Genomic DNA, 16986 nt, shown 5'->3' on the forward strand with positions numbered 1-16986 from the left:
CGTTGAAAAAGTACAGAGGTATCTACCTCAAGAATGACAAGGAGATTGGCCTCATGCGTGAGGCCAATCGTCTTGTTTCTACCATTCTGGATATGCTGGGCGAAGCCATCAAGCCGGGTATCACCACCATGAGCCTTGAAGAAATCGCCTGCAAAGCCTGCGAAGGTTACGGCGTGAAGCCGGCTTTCAAAGGTTACCACGGGTTCCCTTTTGCCCTTTGCTGCTCCGTGAACGAGGAAATTGTTCACGGATTTCCTTCTGAGAAGAGGGTTCTTGAAGAAGGGGATATCGTCAGCATTGACATGGGAGTCATTTATCAGGGATTTTACGGGGATTCTGCCCGTACCTACCCTGTTGGCAATATTGCCGAAGGCACCCGTAAGCTTCTCGATGTCACCCGCGAATCTCTTATGCGCGGCATCGATAAAGCCTTGCCTGGCAACAGTCTTTATGATATTTCCCGGGCGGTTCAGGAACATGCAGAAGGAGCCGGATACGGAGTTGTGCGTCGATTTGTGGGGCACGGCATCGGACGCAACCTTCATGAAAAGCCTGAAGTCCCTAATTTTGTACCATCAGGTCTTCCCGGTGTGCAGCTCAGAACGGGAATGGTCATCGCCATCGAGCCGATGGTGACCGAAGGTTCACATGATATCGAAATTCTCGACGATAAGTGGACTGCTGTGACCAAGGACAGGAAGCTGTCCGCCCATTTCGAGCACACCATTGCCATTACTGCAGACGGGCCTCAAATATTAAGCCTGTCCTAATTTATTTTTTTTAGGTAGTCTCTAGGGGTTGATTTTTTCAAAATCCTCTTGTAGATTGCACGTCTTGAATTTCGCGGCAACGAAAGACTGGCATGGTACAGTTTTCCACTTGTGGAAGGCTGAGGCATAAGGCCACAATCGGCTAGCTCCCGATTGTTGAAACTGTTTAACTGCATTATTTGGAGACGGTCATGAAAGTAAGACCATCTGTTAAGAAGATTTGTCCCAAATGCAAAGTAATCAGACGCAAGGGTGTTCTGAGGGTTATTTGTGACAACCCCAGACACAAACAGCGTCAAGGATAGAGAGGTATAACTGTGGCTCGTATCGCTGGAGTAGACCTTCCGAAAAATAAGCGTTTGGATATTGCACTGACTTACATCTACGGAGTAGGTCGGACTACCGCTCTCAAGATTCTTGATACTGTTGGTATCGACTGGACACTCAAAACTGATGACCTCAGTGGCGAGCAGGTCAACACCATCCGTAAGGAACTTGAAGATAATCATAAAGTTGAAGGTGACCTTCGCCGTGATCAGATCGCAGACATTAAGCGCCTGATGGATATCGGATGTTACCGTGGACTGCGTCACCGCCGCGGACTGCCCGTGCGTGGTCAGAGCTCCAAGACCAACGCGAGAACTCGTAAAGGTCCCCGTCGCTCTGTAATGAGCAGAAAGAAGAAATAATTCAATCCGCAGTTTTCAGACCATGTAACGGTCTTCGTGCTGCTGATATAAATTCATTCTGGAGAGAATGGTATGGCTAGACCTCGCCGTTCCGGCAAGAAAAAAGAGAAGAAGAATGTTCCCGTGGGCATCGCTCACGTAAAAGCAACATTCAACAATACCATCATTACCTTCACTGACCTGAAAGGTAACGTGATCAGCTGGGCTACTTCCGGTGCTTCCGGATTCAAGGGTTCCAGAAAATCAACTCCTTTTGCTGCACAGGTAGCTGCTGAAACCGCAGCCCGTAAAGCTCAGGACCAGGGTATGCGTACCGTTGGTATTTTCGTCAAAGGCCCCGGCTCCGGTCGTGAAGCAGCTATGCGCGCCATCGGTAACGTCGGTATGAAGGTTAACTTCATTCGCGATATAACACCCATCCCGCACAACGGCTGTCGTCCGCCGAAACGTCGCAGGGTCTAATTTCGAAGGAGTAATAACCTTGGCCAGATATACAAAAGCAAAGTGCAGACTGTGCCGCCGTGAAGGTGAAAAACTTTTCATCAAAGGCGACCGCTGCTTTACTGATAAGTGCTCTTATGAGCGTCGTCCTTATGCTCCCGGTATTGCCGGTCGCATGAGAAAGAAAATGAGTGACTACGCAATTCAGCTTCGCGAGAAGCAGAAAGTACGCCGCATGTACGGTGTGCTCGAAGGTCAGTTCCGCACCTACTTCAAGCGTGCGGATGCCATGAAAGGCGTAACAGGTGCAAACCTGCTCATGCTTCTTGAAACCCGCCTTGACAACGCTGTTTACCGTCTTGGTTTTGCCAACTCCCGCGCGCAGGCTCGCCAGCTCGTGAAACACGGCATCTTCACCAAAAACGGAAGACGTGTTAATGTTCCTTCCATGCATGTTAAGCCCGGTGATGTTATCGAGGTTCGTGAAGAATCCCGTAAGATTCCCGTGATTGCAGAAGCACAGGAAGTGATTGCCCGTCGCGGCTGCCCCGAGTGGCTCGAAGCTGACGGAGCAAAGTTCAAAGGTGAAGTTAAAGCGATGCCGACTAGGGAAGATATCCAGTTCCCTATCAACGAACAGCTGATTGTCGAGCTGTACTCCAAATAAGAAGGATTAGTGCATGCTTATTCAAGACGGTGACAAACTCATCAACACCCGCAACTGGGCCGAGCTGGTTAAGCCGGAACAGCTTGTGCGTGACCCCAAGTCTAACGAGCTTTATGGAAAGTTCATTTGTGAACCCCTTGAGCGCGGATTTGGAACAACCATCGGTAACTCTCTTAGAAGAGTACTGCTTTCCTCAATGCAGGGAGCAGCCGCGGTTGCTGTAAAGATCGAAGGAGTTCAGCACGAATTCACCACTATCGAAGGTGTGATGGAAGATGTGACTGAGATTGTTCTGAACATCAAGCAGATCAGATTCGCAATGACTACAGATGAACCCCAGTTTCTTACCCTCCGGGTAAACAAGCAGGGCGTCGTCACCGCAGCTGATATTCAGGAAAACCAGAACGTCAAAGTCCTCAATCCTGAGCAGATTATTGCGACTCTGTCCGAAAAAATGGATATGGAGATGACTTTCGAGATCCGCATGGGCAAGGGCTATGTTCCTGCTGATATGCACGAAGGTCTTGTCAACGAAATCGGTCACATTGTAGTCGACTCCAGCTTTTCTCCCATCCGTAAGGTTGCTTACAGTGTGGAGCAGGCTCGTGTCGGTCAGATGACTAACTATGACAAGCTCATTCTCGAAGTTTTCACCGATGGTTCCGTTACCCCTGAGGATGCAATTGCCTACAGTGCAAAGATTCTCAAGGATCAGCTCTCCGTATTCATCAACTTCGATGAAATGGGATCCGAGCAGGAAGAGTCCAAAGAAAGCGACCTCGATCTCAACCCGAATCTGTTCAAGAGTATCGACGAACTCGAACTGTCAGTTCGCGCTACCAACTGCCTCAAGGCTGCCAACATTCGCATTGTTGGTGAACTTGTACAGCGCACTGAACAGACCATGCTTAAAACTAAGAACTTCGGACGTAAGTCTCTCGACGAAATCCGCCGCGTTCTTGACAGCATGGAACTCAAGTTCGGTATGGTCCTCGAGGATTTCGATAAAAAGCATCAGGAATGGCTGAAGAGGAAAGAGAAAAATGAGGCATAAAAAGTCCGGAAGAAAGTTCAACAGGAGCAATTCCCACAGGAAAGCCATGCTGAGAAACATGGTTCGCTCCCTGCTGACCTATGAACATATCCGTACCACTGAGCCTAAGGCAAAGGAACTCAGAAGCAGCTGTGAAAAGCTGATCACCCTTGCCCTTCGCAACGACCTCCACTCCAGACGTCTTGCTTACAAGACTCTTGAGAACCACGGTCTTGTTAAGAAGCTCTTCGATGAAATCGGACCCCGCTACGAAGGCGGCGGTGGTGGTTACACCCGTATCATCAAGCTCGCTGAACCCCGTAAGGGTGACTGCGCTCCCATGTGCATCATCGAGCTGACCAAACGCGCTGACGCTTCTGCTGAAGAAGCTGCAGCACCTGCTGAAGCTCCCGCTGAGGAAGCTCAGGAAGCATAAATCAATGCTTATCCAAAAGGGGCGGAAATTTTCCGTCCCTTTTTTTTATAACTACATATAGATATTTTCGATACGAGAGATTACATGGATTTACGTCGACTCGAAGCGTTCTGCAAAGTTTACGAACTCAAAAGTTTTTCCAAAGCAGGTAAAGAGCTTTTCCTTTCCCAGCCCACTATTAGTGCTCATATTTCCACTTTAGAAGAAGAGCTGGGTGTTCATCTTTTCGACCGTCTGGGCCGTTCCATCATGGCCACGCAGGCCGGAGAGGTGCTTTACCGCAATGCCAAGGATATTTATAACCTGATCGGTAAAGCTCACAACGAAATCAATATCCTGCGCGACAAGGTTGTCGGCGATCTTGAAATAGGCGGCAGCACCATTCCTTCCCATTACCTGCTGCCTGATCTGCTCTACAATTACTGCAAAAAATATCCTGATGTCAGCGTGCACTTATCGGTAGGTGATACCACTGAAATCCTTGAAAAGGTTCGCTCCGGTGAGCTTATTCTCGGTGTGGTAGGTGCAACAGTTGATGTTCCCAATATCGAATTCGTGCCTATCATGCGTGATGAGCTTGTAATCGTAGCTCCGCCGGTGCTGGTGCGTAACTATGACGGTATTGACGACATCCAGCATCTGGCCGAGCTGCCATGGGTTATGCGTGAAGGCGGGTCCGGTACCCGCAAGGCCCTTGAAGCCGGTCTTTCCGAAATGGGTACCAGTGTGCGTGAACTGAATGTCACCGTCTGGGTTGAGTCCACTCAGGCTGTGGTTCAGTGCGTAAAAGCAGGGCTGGGAGTCAGCGTAACATCAAGGCTCGCAGCACAGTCACTTATCGATTCCGGTGAGCTTGTCCATATCAAGGACCTGCCCTTGAATCTCGAAAGAAGTTTCTATCTCGCGCATCTGCAGGGCCGTGAATTCTTCCCCGCCGTGCGCTATTTTATTGACCACGTTAAGCAATTAGCTGGATAGCCTTCGGCGACCCTGCCGGGGGCCTTAAACCCTTTTGGGAAAAGGGTTTAAGAATCCCAAAAATTTTCAGTAAGCTTCGCATGTAGCTTATTGAAGCGTCTTTCATAAAAAAGGCCGTAATATCTTTGTGATATTACGGCCTTTGCTGTTATTAAATTTATTAAAATTTAAATATCTATAAACTCTAATTCAGGAATATGATTTATCTCTCCGGTTTTCAGCAGATATTTTGCAAAAACTTTCAAGCCTTCAATCTCTGTTTTGCCGAGATCGTAGACCAAGCCGTCATAGTATGAACGGCTTTCTTCCAGATTGAGCATGGTCTTGTCTGCGGTCATTTCGCAGATTTTATCGATGTTGGCCTGTCCCCATTCCTTGGCGCGGATCAGATCGCGGATAGCCTGTTTTACGTCTTCACGCTGGGCAGCATCTCGGCGCACGGTCCAGATGCCGAAAATGAATGGCAGCCCGGTCCAGCGGATCCACTCTTCGCCCAAATCGAAGATGTAGGGGTAGTCTGCGTGCTTGCGCAGGTTCAGGGCTTCATCGCCGATGCAGAGGATTGCATCAGGCTGTTCGCCGGCTTCGAGTCTTTCGGTGGCGTTACCGGTCTCGTAAGTGGCATTCAGCGGGATGTATTCGCTGAGCAGGACCTTGAGCAGGGCAGCGGAGGTATGTGTCTGGGCACTGACTAAAACTTTGCAGCCTTTTAGCTGTTCCAGCGGCTTGCGGCTGATCATGATTACCGACTGCACAGGGCCGCGGCTGCCGATGGCCAGATCGGGCAGCAGGAGGTACTGCTCAGAGTGGCGCAGGTATTCGATACTGGAGTTTGATGCGATATGCATCAAGCCTTCAGACATCATTTTGTTCAGCTGCGCGGGCGGTCCGTATACGAACTCGAAATTGTTTTCGATCAGTCCGGCTTCCAGCGGATAGTAAATGGGCAGGACATTCAGGTAGGAGATACGTCCTACTTTGACATTATCCATCAGCGTTCTCCGCGAGAGTGTAGTCCATGAGTCGCTGCTTGGGAACAAATCCGGCTTTCTCGATAAGGTTATGGATTTCAGCCTCGGAAAGTCTGAAGCTCACCCCGGCTGCCTTGACCACGTTTTCCTCAATCATGGTGGAGCCGAAATCGTTACCGCCGTAAAAAAGGGCCAGCTGAGAAATTTTTGGCCCCATGGTCACCCATGAAACCTGCACGTTATCGAAGTTGTCGAGCACAATGCGGGAGACTGCCAGCATGCGCAGATATTCCACGCTGGTCATTTTGCGGGCATCGGGAATATTGGTGTTGTCCGGCTGAAAGGTCCACGGGATGAAGGCGGTAAAGCCTCCGGTGCGGTCCTGAACCTCGCGCAGGGCGAAAAGATGCCTGATGCGGTCGATGGGCTGCTCCTCGTGACCGAACATCATGGTCGCTGTGGTGCGTAGTCCCAGATTATGGGCTGTTTCCATGACTTCCAGCCATTTGGCGGTGTTGCATTTTTTCGGTGCGATATGGCTGCGCACTTCATCCACCAGAATTTCAGCACCGCCACCGGGAATGGAAGCCAGCCCGGCTGCAATCAAACGCTCCAATACTTCTTTGATGGAGATGTTATTCAATTCGCTCCAGTAAACCACTTCCGGCGGGGAGAAAGCGTGGATGTGGACTGCCGGGTAGTTTGCTTTAATGAAGCGGAGCATGTCTTCATAGAAATCGAGTGTCAGGTCCGGGTGGTGTCCACCCTGCATGAGAATCTGGGTGCCGCCCAGATCTATGGTTTCCTGAATCTTCCGGCCCAGTTCTTCACGGCTGATCACGAATCCGCCGTCTTTTCCGGGTGCGACATAGAATGCGCAGAAACGGCAGCCGCAATCACAGATGTTTGAATAGTTGATATTGCGGTCAATTACGTAAGTAACATTCGGCTCAGGATGCTTTTTCATCCGAATGGAATGAGCCAGACTTCCAAGATCAAAAAGATCAGCCTTTTCCATCAAGGTCATGGCTTCATCAAAATTAATGCGTTCCCCGGCCATTACTTTTTCGCCGATCTTGAGAACTTCAGCAGGACTTTGTGTAAGATTTGTCATGTTGTACCTTTTTTGCCTTCGGCGACCCTCCGGGGGCTTAAACCCTTTTCCAAAAGGGTTTAAGAATCCCAAAACGTTTTAATAAGGCTTCGCCAACTTTGTATTAAAAATTTGTCTTAACGATCTATATGCGAAGCAAATTAAAAGGTTTTGAAGGGGATGTGGTCTGGGGAAGGGGAAACTTTTGCAAAAGTTTCCCCTTCCCCAGCCGCCGGAGGCATTCTTAAATTTCATTAAAAGCAGCATCGCGCTCGACTGGTTCAAATCCGCAGCCGATAATCATTTCTTTCAGTTCGCTGCGGCTAAGGCCCTGCTCGGATTCTGCACCGGCCATGTGTCCGATTTTTTCCTCGACTACTGTTCCGTCGAAATCATCCGCTCCGAAATGGAGTGCGGTCTGGGCTTGTTTGACGCCGAGCATGACCCAGTAGGCCTTGATATGCGGGATGTTGTCGAGCATGAGGCGGCTGACCGCGATAGTGCGCAGTTCATCGACCCCGGTGAGCGGATTGTCGATCTCGAGTCTGCTGTTCTCGGTCAGGAAGGGCAGGGGGATCAGGCAGTTGAATCCACCGGATATATCCTGCTGGCGGCGCAACTGGTCAAGATGGTCAACACGGTCTGCAAAGGATTCCACGTGCCCGTAAAGCATGGTGCAGTTGGTGGTGTAGCCGAGCTCGTGGGCTTCACCGTGGATGCGCAGCCATTCTTTGCCGGGAAGTTTTTCCGGGCAGATTTTGGCGCGAACTTCCGGGTTGAAAATTTCAGCACCGCCTCCGGTGAGCATTTCTGATCCTGCGGCCTTGAGTCGTTTGAGCACTTCAACAGTGGAGATACCCTCAAATGAAGCAAGGTGTTCGATTTCTACAGCTGTGAAAGCTTTAATTACAGCCTGCGGTAATCGGTTTTTGATTTCAGTGAAGGTCTCTTCGAAAAAAGAAAGCGGGATATTATGATGACAGCCGCCGACCACGTGTACTTCGCGGGGCGGTATGGGCGCGTTTTCCAGCTTTTCAAGAATATCTTCCCGGCTGAGCTTGAAAGCTCCTTTCTCCTCAGGTTTGCGGGCATAGGCGCAGAACAGACAGCCGTTCACACAGATATTGGTATAATTGATGTGGCGGTTGATTACGTAGAAAGTCTTGTTTCCGTGCAACTGGCGTCTGCGGATGGAAGCCAGCGCGCCCAGTGCGTTGAGGTCTGGGCAGTTGAATAGGGTAAGTCCGTCCTCGGTGGAAAGCCGTTCTCCGGCAAGCACTTTGTCGAGAATCGGGCCGAGTCCGGCATTTGCGAAATAGTTTTTTGAAATCATTTATATCACCTTTGTTCAGCCGTAAATAAAAGTCGCTTCCAGCCATGTCAACACTGGATTTCCGGCTCTTAAAAATATAAAACCATGTCCATGAGCAAAATATTGAAATTAGGCTATTCGCCCTGTCCGAACGATACATTTATTTTTCACGCCCTTGCCAGCGGGGCCGTTAGCATAGACCCTTTCAAACTGGACGTCACCCTCGCTGATGTGGAGGAACTTAATTCCATGGCCCGGTCCGGCAAGATGGATGTCTGCAAGGTTTCCGTCCACGCCGCTGCGCATATTATGGATGACTACATCCTGCTGCGTGCCGGGGGAGCCATGGGCCGCGGCGTTGGGCCTTTGCTGCTCACCGGAGCACCTTGCATCATAGGTGACCTCCATGGCAAGCGTATTGCCATACCGGGACGCAATACCACCGCAAATTTACTGTTCAGTCTTATGTGCCGTGAAGCCGGAATTAAGGTCGAGCTGGTAGAAATGGTTTTTGATCAGGTCATGCCCGCTATCAAAAACGGGGAAGTTGATGCCGGGGTGGTAATCCACGAGGGCCGCTTTACTTACGAAGCCCTCGCTCTTTCCAAGCTCGCCGATCTCGGCCAGTGGTGGGAGGATTTTTCCGGTCTGCCCATCCCGCTTGGTTCCATCGCCATTAAGCGTTCGCTGGGCGCGGAAACAGCAGCCATGGTCAATGCCGCCATCCGTAAATCCCTGACCCTTTCCTATATAGATGAAGAAGCCGCATGGCCTTACATTAAAGAACACGCACAGGAAATGGATGACGATGTCATTCAGCAGCACATCAAGACTTTTGTGACCGACTATTCTGATGATGTAGGCGATGAGGGTGAGCAGGCGGTTTTAAGATTGCTTCAGGAAGCAGCCAGAATGGATGGGCTTGAATTGCCTGCCAAGAATATTTTTATTGAGGTGTAGTTTACCCACTTTTCTCATCCTGACTCAAAATTACCCCGCCCATGACCAGTGCGGCTGCAATAAACTGTATGGATGTGAAAGTTTCACCGAGGATCAGCCAGCCGAGGAAAAGGGTGAAGACCGGGATCATGTTTACATAAGCGGTGGTCTGGTTGGCGGGCAGTCTGCTCATGCCGAAGTTGAAGAGCCCGTATGCCCCGATGGTGATGCAGACCCCAAGATATATGATGCTGCCAGCTGCCAGCGGATCAAAAACCGTGGGTAGATCGGTTGAGGGCAGAGCCAGCAACGGCAGGTAAAAAATGGCCCCCATGAATGCCTGAAACGCGGTCAGGAAAAGTGTGGAGTAGTGGGCGGTCATTTTCTTGAGTACGGTCATGTAGCCGACGGCACAACACATGGCCAGAAATTCAAAGAAGTTACCCATTGCCGGGTTGGGCGCGCTCTCGGTGGATTCCGAAGAGAGGGAAAGCCAGATTCCGCCGCAGACAGCCAGTGCGAATCCGATCAAAGTTCTGCGGCTCAGTTTTTCATCTAGGATGAAGCGCGCGGCAACAGCCATGAGCAGCGGAAGGGTGGCGCAGATCATCCCGGCCTGCGAGGCTGAGGTCATGGTCAGGGCCTGACTTTCGAACACGAAATACATGCACGGTTCGCAAAACCCCATAAAGAACAGCCATTTGAAATCCCCTTTGCGGATGGGCTGCTTCTTGAAATTGGGGATAAAGAACAGAAAACAGAGCGAAGCCAGCATCATACGCCCGAAGATAACGAAAGTAGGATCGTAAACCGCCATGGATATCTTGAGTGCAATGAAGGAACTGGACCAGAGCAGCACTGCTGTGAGCAGGGCGACCACTGCAATATATTGGGACTGGAGAAAAGACATTTTAGCCCTCGCGGGAAAGATATTATCGATAAAGGAACCCTGAAATAGGAGTTGTGATTTGCTTTGTCAATGAACCGTTTTGTCCGCAAAGAAAGAATTTATGACTTTAAAATAAATAAATCCCCGCAAACCGTAGCTTGCGGGGATTTGAATTATTGTCTGGAGCAGTTCTTTATCTGGTCCATGCAAGGAGGTTGAACGGAGAGTATTTGTTGTCCGGGTTTTCTGCGTAACGGCAACCGAGATTGGAATCGTCACGCTTGTTGGTGATATCACACTCGGAGCCTACGTAGTGCGGGCATTTGTTGTTGTTGCAGACAACAATAATGCCCCAGCCGGATTCCGGCGGTGCAATCCAGGGGCTGAGGTCTTCTCCGCAATGGGGACATGTCCTTTCTTCCAGTTCAACGCCATCATAAATATAAGTCACGGTATCTCTCCTTGATTGTTTCTTGAAAAATTAAGTGTGAATTAATTCACAACATATGTAAAGTAAGATTGTATTCTCAGGAGTCAAGGCCGCTTATTCAGTTAGTTCGCGTAAAGTCTTGAAAAGAGCCCGCGCGGACTTGGGAGGCTTGGATTTATCTTTTTCTTTTCTGGCATTGCGGGCCAGTTGGGAGATGCGCTGGCGGTCGGCCTGCGGGTGTTTTTCTACAATTTCATCCAGTACGGAAAAGTCACCGTCAACCAGTCTGTCACGCCATTGTTCAAGGGCGTGGAATTTCATGTTGTCGGCCCGGTTTCCGGTCTCGATATCTTCGAGGAATTCAACCAGCGGCTGAGTGTCCACGTCGCGGATAAGTTTTCCGATGTACTGGACTTTACGCCGTTTGGCTTCATGGGATTTAATTGCCATGGCATCCAGCACTTCCTCAATAAAGTAATCCGGCAGGCCGCATTTCTTGACCAGTTCAGGACCAAGGGTCATCAGCTTTTCGGCCAGCTTCTGCAATGCGATCATCTCACGCTTTTTCTGCGATCTGCTCGGACCGGAAAATTCCTCTTCATCATTATATAAATCATCTGCATCGTACATATATGGTATGCCTCCAGCGGCTAAATTTTATAAACAGCGCGTAGCGCATCATATAATAAAAGTCTAGTTGCGGTTGGTGAGCCAGACTCCGAAGATGGTCAGTGCGCCTCCGGTTACGAGGAAGAGATCCACGGGTTCGTCGAGCATTATGGCACCGAGTGCCACTGCGGTAACCGGGACGAGGTTGATGAAAATTCCGGTTTTGGACGGTCCGATTTGCTGAATGGCTTCGAAGTACCAGCTGAATCCGAGACTTGTTCCGAGCAGGGCCAGATAGATTATGCAGCTGTAATCAATAAAAGATGCACTGACTATTTCAGATAATAAACCGTGATACAGGGCAGGGCCGAATAGCATAAATGTTCCGAAAAGGCAGGACCAAAACACCGTTTCAATGGGATGGATTTTTTTCATGACCGGCTTTCCGGCCAGTGAATAGGCGGCCCAGCTAAGCACGCAGCCGACAATGCACAAATCGCCGAAGCTGGTGCCTTCGGTGATTATGGATACGGGATTGCCGTGCCCGATGATGGTGCTGACCCCGGTCAGAGCCAGTACGAACCCGGCGATTTTCCAGAGCGTGAATTTTTCCTTGAAAATAAGGGCCGAGCCAAGGGCGATGAAGGTCGGGGTGGCCGCGATTATGAGTGCCGCTCGCCCAGCGGTAACAGTCTGCAGCCCGCTGAAAAACAGAATATTGTACAGAAAAACCCCGGTCAGACCGAGGAAAGCCAGCGGCAGAATATCCTTACCGGTGCAGCTTGGCCTTTTGCCCGTGGCCCGGCAGGCAAGAAAGAACATGAAGATAGTGGCAAAGAAAAAACGCAGGAAAGCTGCGGAGTAGGGAGTCAGATCTCCGGCAAGAATGCGTCCGGCGATCCATGTTCCGCCCCAGAAGACAACTGAGCCGATGAGTTTTACGTAGAGTATTGCAGATGATGACATGTTATTTTTGATCACGCAGAAGGGTTATTGTGAAGTCAGTTATGTCTTCAACAATTGGCAGGCATTTTTGCTGTTTGATATTGTTTTCTTTGAATTTTGTTTGCCCCTGAGGTTTACCTAGGTCGCATCCGGTAATTTCAAAGCAATTGAGGGATTCATTACGCCTATTAAAATAGTCAGTCAATTCTTGAATCAGGCTATAACAAATGTCTACTTCCTGTTCTGGGGAGGTGCGCCCGTGAATGACGCTTATCGCCAGAATTGCCCCCTGCAATGCACCGCATACTCCTTTAGTTCTTGACGCTCCGGAACAAAAGCCGGTGGCTATTGCAGGAATCCCCGGATTGTTGATAGACATTGCATCGGTTGTAGCCAGTAGCACACTCTCTGCACATAAATAGCCGTTATTGAAATAATGGTATGCTCTTTTCCCATCCATAATATTCTCCTATAAATATGTGCTAAGTGTGACAGTGTGTGTTTGTCAGGGTGATGCTGCGATTTTATTCTGTTTAACCGGGTCTGATTGTTTAATACAGTAAAAAATGCGACTTAAATTGTGGAATCCGAAGAATGTTCGGGTGACTTGCTTTGTTCTGCTATATTGCCTATTATGCGAACTTAATTCGTCCAATTCCCTTTGACCGTAAAATTCTTCCGATTCTTGTGTGGCAGTTTATTGCATTTCCGAAATCAGACATTTGTTCTGTTTTTTAAGACTCACACTGCTGATTTGTCTAGCACAGTATATACTGTTGTATGTCTATCCTACAAAAATGTATGTTGTACAAAACTGTATTACATTTTTGGTTGATCGATTAATCAACTATTGAGGTGTGCAGTCTGTATATTTTAATGTGCAGTAGTGGAAAATTCAGGTATATAAGGAGATGTGCAGAAATTAATTCGTTTACATAGCTGTTTTGCTTAACTTTTGACGTTTTGATGCGTGTTGTTGTGTAGTTTTTTCTTGACAAAACCCTGAAAATTGAATTTTATTCTAAAAAACAGATGACAAAAAGAAAGATTGACGAAACTGATCGTAGAATTCTGACAATACTTCAGAATAGTGGCCGGGTTTCCAATGCCGATATCGCAAGAAAGGTCGGTATGGCTCCTTCAGCAGTTCTTGAACGTGTCCGTAAGTTGGAGCGCAAGGGCGTGCTTACCGGATATGAAGCCATTGTTAACCCCAAGGCCGTCGGACGTTCCCTTACCGCCTTTATTTTTGTGAATGTGAACGAAGGCGTGGGCGCCACCTCCACCGGCGAAGAGCTTTCCCGCGTGCCGGGTGTGCTGGAAGTGCATTACTGTGCAGGCCGGGACAGCTATCTTATCAAGGTTCGTAGTGAGGATACAGACGGACTGGCCATTATGCTGGGGCAGATCGGAAGGATCGAAACAGTCAGGGACACCAACTCAACCATCGTATTAAACACCATCAAGGAGTCTCGGGCAATTCCTCTGGAAGAGGAAGAAGATTACGAATCATAGCAGACTGTAAAATATCCCGTGAACAGGCTCGGCAGTGTGGGCCTGTAATTCCCTGCTGATCAGGGTGGAGTGATTTTTGATCGGTCTGCAAAATTTATGATTTTGAAGAACCATTAAAAATCTCAAGGAGAGTCAGGTATGAACGCAGAAGTCTCCACTCTGGACAGCAAAGTAATCGAACGCGGGAAGCAGTTTTTTGATTCCATATCCGGTGAAGCACCTTCAGTCTTCAACAAGGGCTGGTGGACAGGCAAGGTTATGGACTGGTCCATGAAAAATGAAGATTTCAAGGTCCAGATGTTCCGCTTTGTTGACGTCCTGCCTTACCTGAACACTTCCGAATCCCTTTCCAGACATATCGAAGAATACTTCGCCGGCGAAGACAGTAACATCCCTGACGTCCTTAAATGGGGAGCCACCAAGACCGGATTCGGCGGCGGACTTGTAGCCAAAGTACTCAACAAGACCATCCGTTCCAATATTGAAGGCATGGCCCGCCAGTTCATTATCGGCCAGAAATCCAAGGAAGCGGTGAAGGGGATTCGCAAGCTGCGCAAGGACGGCTTTGCGTTTGTTCTTGACCTGCTCGGCGAGGCAACCGTTTCCCACGAGGAAGCAGCAGCCTACCGCGACGGTTATCTGGAAGTCCTTGATGCTATTGAGAAAGAATACAAGAAATGGGACGCCCTTGACGCTTCCGGCGACCTAGACTGGGGGCACGCTCCCAAAATCAATGTCGCGGTAAAACCCTCCGCTTTTTACTCCCAGTCCAAACCTGTGGATCTTGAAGGCACCGTACAGGGTATGATGGAAGCCATCGAGCCTGTGTACAAGAAGATCATGGACATGAATGGCTTCATGTGCATTGACATGGAAGCCCTCAAGTACAAAGAACCCACCGTTGAAATGTACAAGCGGTTCAGGAAAAAATACCCTGACTATCCGCATCTCGGAATCGTATTTCAGGCTTACCTGCGCAGCGTAGATGATGACGTTTCCGGTCTGCTGGACTGGGCGCGCGAAGAAAAACTGCCCATCTCTATCCGTCTGGTAAAAGGTGCTTACTGGGATTACGAGACCGTACTCGCCAAGCAGAACGACTGGCCTGTTCCGGTCTGGACCCACAAGCCTGAGTCAGACATGGCTTTTGAGCGCGTTTCCAGGATGATTCTGGAAAACCACGACATCTGCCACTATGCCTGCGCATCCCACAACATCCGTTCCATTTCCTCGGTCATGGAAGTTGCCAACGAGCTTGGTGTACCCGAAGAAAAATATGAATTTCAGGTCCTCTACGGCATGGCAGAGCCGGTACGTAAGGGCTTGCGCAACGTTGCCAAGCGCGTGCGTCTCTACTGCCCCTACGGCGATCTCATTCCGGGCATGGCTTATCTCGTGCGCCGTCTGCTGGAAAACACCGCTAACGAATCCTTTCTCAAGCAGACTTTTGCTGATGAAGCTGATGTCAGCCGTCTGCTGGAAAACCCGGAAATCACCCTTAAACGGGAACTGGATGCCAAGCTTCCCAGAAAGGAAGCAGAGCTTGCCGAAGGCGAGCTGGACCGCTTCAACAACTTTCCGCCCGCAGACTTTACTCTCAAGGAAGAGCGTGAAGGATTTCCGGCTGCCATGGCGAAAATCCGTCAGGATTTCGGTAGGCGTTACCCGCTTTTCATCGGCGGGCAGGATGTGACCACCGACGATACCCTTGATTCTTACAACCCGGCTGATCCTTCTGAAATTATCGGCTCTGTTTGTCAGGCCGGAACAGCAGAAGTAGATAAAGCTGTAGCCACTGCCAAGAGTGCCTACCTTGATTGGCGAGATGTGGAACCCAGGGAACGTGCCCAGTATCTGCTCAAGGCTTCTCAGTATCTCAAGGATAATATGTATGAGCTTTGCGCCATGCAGGTTCTTGAAGTTGGCAAGCAGTGGGATCAGGCACAGGGCGATGTGGCCGAGGCCATTGACTTCCTCGAATATTATGCCCGTGAAATGATTCGCCTCGGTAATCCGAAACGCATGGGTAATGCACCGGGCGAATATTCTCAGTATTTTTATCAGGGCAAGGGTGTTGCCGCAGTTATCGCACCGTGGAACTTTCCGCTGGCAATCAGTGTGGGCATGGTTTCCGCAGCCATTGTTGCCGGTTGTCCGGTTGTCTACAAGCCTGCCGGTATTTCCTCTGCTGTGGGCTACGGACTGGTTGAGATGTTCAAAGCCGCAGGGCTGCCCGACGGCGTCTTCAACTACTGCCCCGGTCGCGGTTCCGTAATGGGTGACCATCTTGTGGATCATCCCGATGTTTCCGTAATCGCTTTCACCGGATCAATGGAAGTGGGACTGCGTATTCAGGAACGCGCTGCCAAGGTCCATCCCGGTCAGGAGCAGTGCAAGAAGGTTATCGCTGAAATGGGCGGTAAGAACGGTATCATAATCGACGACGATGCCGACCTTGATGAAGCCGTACTCGGTGTGCTTTACGCTGCCTTCGGTTTTCAGGGCCAGAAGTGCTCAGCCTGCTCCCGCGCCATTGTTCTTGATTCAATTTACGACCGCTTCATCCACCGTCTCAAGGAAGCAGCAGGGTCCATTAAACTCGGACCTGCTGAAAATCCTGCCAACTACATGGGACCGGTTGCTGATAAGGCGGCTCAGAAGAACGTGCTTGAGTACTGCCGCATTGCCGAGGAAGAAGGCAACGTGGTTATCAAGCAGGAAGCTCCTGCTGAGTACCGCGACAAGGGCGGTTGCTACACCCCGCTGTTGGTTGTGGACGGTATCAGCAGAGAACACCGCATTGCGCAGGAAGAAGTCTTCGGACCTGTCCTTTCCATTATGCGCGCCAAGGATTTTGACGAAGCTATTGATATCGCTAATTCCACCAGATTCGCGCTTACCGGAGCGGTTTACTCCAGAAGTCCCAAAAATCTTGAAAGGGCTTCCCGTGAATTCCGGGTCGGTAACCTCTACCTGAACAAACCCAGCGTAGGTGCTCTGGTTGAACGCCACGCATTTGGCGGATTCAAGATGTCCGGTGTCGGCTCCAAGGCCGGTGGTCCCGACTACCTGCTCCAGTTCATGGACCCGCGTCTGGTCTGCGAGAACACCATGCGTCGCGGTTTCGCACCCATCTCCGAGGATGATGACTGGGTGGCATAAGTATAACTACTAATAATTCCAGTATCCAAGTTCCGGCGGACTCTTCAGGGTTCGCCGGTTTTTTTATATGTAGGTATTTGGTTTTTCTATCAGTCTGATGACATTGA

Annotated in this window: 19 protein-coding genes; 11 read left to right on the forward strand and 8 right to left on the reverse strand. The window is 49.8% G+C overall.

All coding sequences use genetic code 11. The annotated features are described in order from the left end of the window. Positions 1-2: 2 nt before the first annotated feature. From map to FMR86_RS16890, 8 genes are all read left to right on the forward strand, one after another. On the forward strand, positions 3-770 hold the full coding sequence (map, locus tag FMR86_RS16855; protein ID WP_163352567.1) for a type I methionyl aminopeptidase: 768 nt from the start codon (positions 3-5) through the stop codon (positions 768-770). 191 nt (positions 771-961) lie between these two features. Then, complete coding sequence (gene rpmJ / locus FMR86_RS16860) at positions 962-1075, forward strand: 50S ribosomal protein L36 (RefSeq protein ID WP_015851088.1); 114 nt, start codon at positions 962-964, stop codon at positions 1073-1075. A gap of 12 nt (positions 1076-1087) precedes the next feature. After that, positions 1088-1459: a 30S ribosomal protein S13 gene (gene rpsM / locus FMR86_RS16865; protein WP_163352568.1), complete on the forward strand. Its 372-nt coding sequence runs from the start codon at positions 1088-1090 to the stop codon at positions 1457-1459. Between the two features lie 72 nt (positions 1460-1531). Beyond that, a complete protein-coding gene (gene rpsK, locus FMR86_RS16870) occupies positions 1532-1921 on the forward strand; it encodes a 30S ribosomal protein S11 (RefSeq protein ID WP_015851090.1) in 390 nt (129 codons plus the stop codon). A 19-nt stretch (positions 1922-1940) separates the two neighbouring features. Next, the gene (rpsD, locus tag FMR86_RS16875; RefSeq protein WP_163352569.1) at positions 1941-2567 is read left to right on the forward strand and encodes a 30S ribosomal protein S4; all 627 of its coding nucleotides are present in this window, start codon (positions 1941-1943) and stop codon (positions 2565-2567) included. A gap of 13 nt (positions 2568-2580) precedes the next feature. Then, the gene (locus FMR86_RS16880) at positions 2581-3621 is read left to right on the forward strand and encodes a DNA-directed RNA polymerase subunit alpha (protein ID WP_163352570.1); all 1041 of its coding nucleotides are present in this window, start codon (positions 2581-2583) and stop codon (positions 3619-3621) included. Next, positions 3611-4036, forward strand: coding sequence for a 50S ribosomal protein L17 (gene rplQ / locus FMR86_RS16885; protein ID WP_163352571.1), 426 nt, complete (start codon positions 3611-3613; stop codon positions 4034-4036). Before FMR86_RS16880 ends, rplQ begins: the two co-directional genes overlap by 11 nt. A gap of 84 nt (positions 4037-4120) precedes the next feature. Continuing rightward, positions 4121-5014 carry a selenium metabolism-associated LysR family transcriptional regulator gene (locus FMR86_RS16890; RefSeq protein ID WP_163352572.1) on the forward strand — a complete coding sequence of 298 codons (894 nt, stop codon included), beginning with the start codon at positions 4121-4123 and terminating at the stop codon, positions 5012-5014. Positions 5015-5181: 167 nt separating this feature from the next. Here the strand turns inward: FMR86_RS16890 and FMR86_RS16895 are convergent, their stop codons facing one another. The 3 genes from FMR86_RS16895 to mqnE form a co-directional block, all read right to left on the reverse strand. After that, complete coding sequence (locus FMR86_RS16895) at positions 5182-6006, reverse strand: menaquinone biosynthesis protein (RefSeq protein WP_163352573.1); 825 nt, start codon at positions 6004-6006, stop codon at positions 5182-5184. Beyond that, positions 5999-7099 carry a cyclic dehypoxanthinyl futalosine synthase gene (gene mqnC, locus FMR86_RS16900; protein WP_163352574.1) on the reverse strand — a complete coding sequence of 367 codons (1101 nt, stop codon included), beginning with the start codon at positions 7097-7099 and terminating at the stop codon, positions 5999-6001. Before mqnC ends, FMR86_RS16895 begins: the two co-directional genes overlap by 8 nt. A 223-nt stretch (positions 7100-7322) precedes the next feature. Next, entirely contained in the window at positions 7323-8411 is a 1089-nt protein-coding gene (gene mqnE / locus FMR86_RS16905; RefSeq protein WP_163352575.1) for an aminofutalosine synthase MqnE, read from the reverse strand. 90 nt (positions 8412-8501) lie between these two features. On the opposite strand from mqnE, the gene FMR86_RS16910 reads away from it, so the two are divergent. Further along, the gene (locus tag FMR86_RS16910; protein ID WP_163352576.1) at positions 8502-9350 is read left to right on the forward strand and encodes a 1,4-dihydroxy-6-naphthoate synthase; all 849 of its coding nucleotides are present in this window, start codon (positions 8502-8504) and stop codon (positions 9348-9350) included. A gap of 1 nt (position 9351) precedes the next feature. On the opposite strand, the gene FMR86_RS16915 is transcribed toward FMR86_RS16910, so the two are convergent. From FMR86_RS16915 to FMR86_RS16935, 5 genes are all read right to left on the reverse strand, one after another. Continuing rightward, the gene (locus FMR86_RS16915; protein WP_163352577.1) at positions 9352-10239 is read right to left on the reverse strand and encodes a DMT family transporter; all 888 of its coding nucleotides are present in this window, start codon (positions 10237-10239) and stop codon (positions 9352-9354) included. A 172-nt stretch (positions 10240-10411) separates the two neighbouring features. Next, on the reverse strand, positions 10412-10669 hold the full coding sequence (locus FMR86_RS16920; protein ID WP_163352578.1) for a hypothetical protein: 258 nt from the start codon (positions 10667-10669) through the stop codon (positions 10412-10414). 93 nt (positions 10670-10762) lie between these two features. Beyond that, the gene (gene yjgA, locus FMR86_RS16925; protein WP_163352579.1) at positions 10763-11278 is read right to left on the reverse strand and encodes a ribosome biogenesis factor YjgA; all 516 of its coding nucleotides are present in this window, start codon (positions 11276-11278) and stop codon (positions 10763-10765) included. Positions 11279-11341: 63 nt separating this feature from the next. Continuing rightward, the gene (locus tag FMR86_RS16930) at positions 11342-12223 is read right to left on the reverse strand and encodes a DMT family transporter (protein WP_163352580.1); all 882 of its coding nucleotides are present in this window, start codon (positions 12221-12223) and stop codon (positions 11342-11344) included. A gap of 1 nt (position 12224) precedes the next feature. Further along, a complete protein-coding gene (locus FMR86_RS16935) occupies positions 12225-12662 on the reverse strand; it encodes a C-GCAxxG-C-C family protein (protein ID WP_163352581.1) in 438 nt (145 codons plus the stop codon). 572 nt (positions 12663-13234) lie between these two features. Here FMR86_RS16935 and FMR86_RS16940 point away from each other — a divergent pair. Together FMR86_RS16940 and FMR86_RS16945 are read left to right on the forward strand one after the other, a co-directional pair. Then, positions 13235-13717: an Lrp/AsnC family transcriptional regulator gene (locus FMR86_RS16940; protein ID WP_163352582.1), complete on the forward strand. Its 483-nt coding sequence runs from the start codon at positions 13235-13237 to the stop codon at positions 13715-13717. 138 nt (positions 13718-13855) lie between these two features. Next, the gene (locus tag FMR86_RS16945) at positions 13856-16879 is read left to right on the forward strand and encodes a proline dehydrogenase family protein (RefSeq protein ID WP_163352583.1); all 3024 of its coding nucleotides are present in this window, start codon (positions 13856-13858) and stop codon (positions 16877-16879) included. The last annotated feature ends 107 nt before the right edge of the window (positions 16880-16986 follow it).

Source organism: Desulfovibrio sp. JC010 (assembly GCF_010470675.1).
In the GTDB taxonomy this organism is placed as follows: Bacteria; Desulfobacterota; Desulfovibrionia; order Desulfovibrionales; family Desulfovibrionaceae; genus Maridesulfovibrio.

What these genes read in the sequence shown, in the direction of transcription:
- FMR86_RS16935 (WP_163352581.1), bottom strand. Translation starts at nt 12,662, where the DNA reads ATGGATGGGAAAAGAGCATACCATTATTTCAATAACGGCTATTTATGT.
- FMR86_RS16915 (WP_163352577.1), bottom strand. Translation starts at nt 10,239, where the DNA reads ATGTCTTTTCTCCAGTCCCAATATATTGCAGTGGTCGCCCTGCTCACA.
- rplQ (WP_163352571.1), top strand. Translation starts at nt 3,611, where the DNA reads ATGAGGCATAAAAAGTCCGGAAGAAAGTTCAACAGGAGCAATTCCCAC.
- mqnE (WP_163352575.1), bottom strand. Translation starts at nt 8,411, where the DNA reads ATGATTTCAAAAAACTATTTCGCAAATGCCGGACTCGGCCCGATTCTC.
- mqnC (WP_163352574.1), bottom strand. Translation starts at nt 7,099, where the DNA reads ATGACAAATCTTACACAAAGTCCTGCTGAAGTTCTCAAGATCGGCGAA.
- FMR86_RS16880 (WP_163352570.1), top strand. Translation starts at nt 2,581, where the DNA reads ATGCTTATTCAAGACGGTGACAAACTCATCAACACCCGCAACTGGGCC.
- FMR86_RS16945 (WP_163352583.1), top strand. Translation starts at nt 13,856, where the DNA reads ATGAACGCAGAAGTCTCCACTCTGGACAGCAAAGTAATCGAACGCGGG.
- yjgA (WP_163352579.1), bottom strand. Translation starts at nt 11,278, where the DNA reads ATGTACGATGCAGATGATTTATATAATGATGAAGAGGAATTTTCCGGT.
- FMR86_RS16940 (WP_163352582.1), top strand. Translation starts at nt 13,235, where the DNA reads ATGACAAAAAGAAAGATTGACGAAACTGATCGTAGAATTCTGACAATA.
- FMR86_RS16930 (WP_163352580.1), bottom strand. Translation starts at nt 12,223, where the DNA reads ATGTCATCATCTGCAATACTCTACGTAAAACTCATCGGCTCAGTTGTC.
- rpsK (WP_015851090.1), top strand. Translation starts at nt 1,532, where the DNA reads ATGGCTAGACCTCGCCGTTCCGGCAAGAAAAAAGAGAAGAAGAATGTT.
- FMR86_RS16890 (WP_163352572.1), top strand. Translation starts at nt 4,121, where the DNA reads ATGGATTTACGTCGACTCGAAGCGTTCTGCAAAGTTTACGAACTCAAA.
- rpmJ (WP_015851088.1), top strand. Translation starts at nt 962, where the DNA reads ATGAAAGTAAGACCATCTGTTAAGAAGATTTGTCCCAAATGCAAAGTA.
- FMR86_RS16895 (WP_163352573.1), bottom strand. Translation starts at nt 6,006, where the DNA reads ATGGATAATGTCAAAGTAGGACGTATCTCCTACCTGAATGTCCTGCCC.
- FMR86_RS16910 (WP_163352576.1), top strand. Translation starts at nt 8,502, where the DNA reads ATGAGCAAAATATTGAAATTAGGCTATTCGCCCTGTCCGAACGATACA.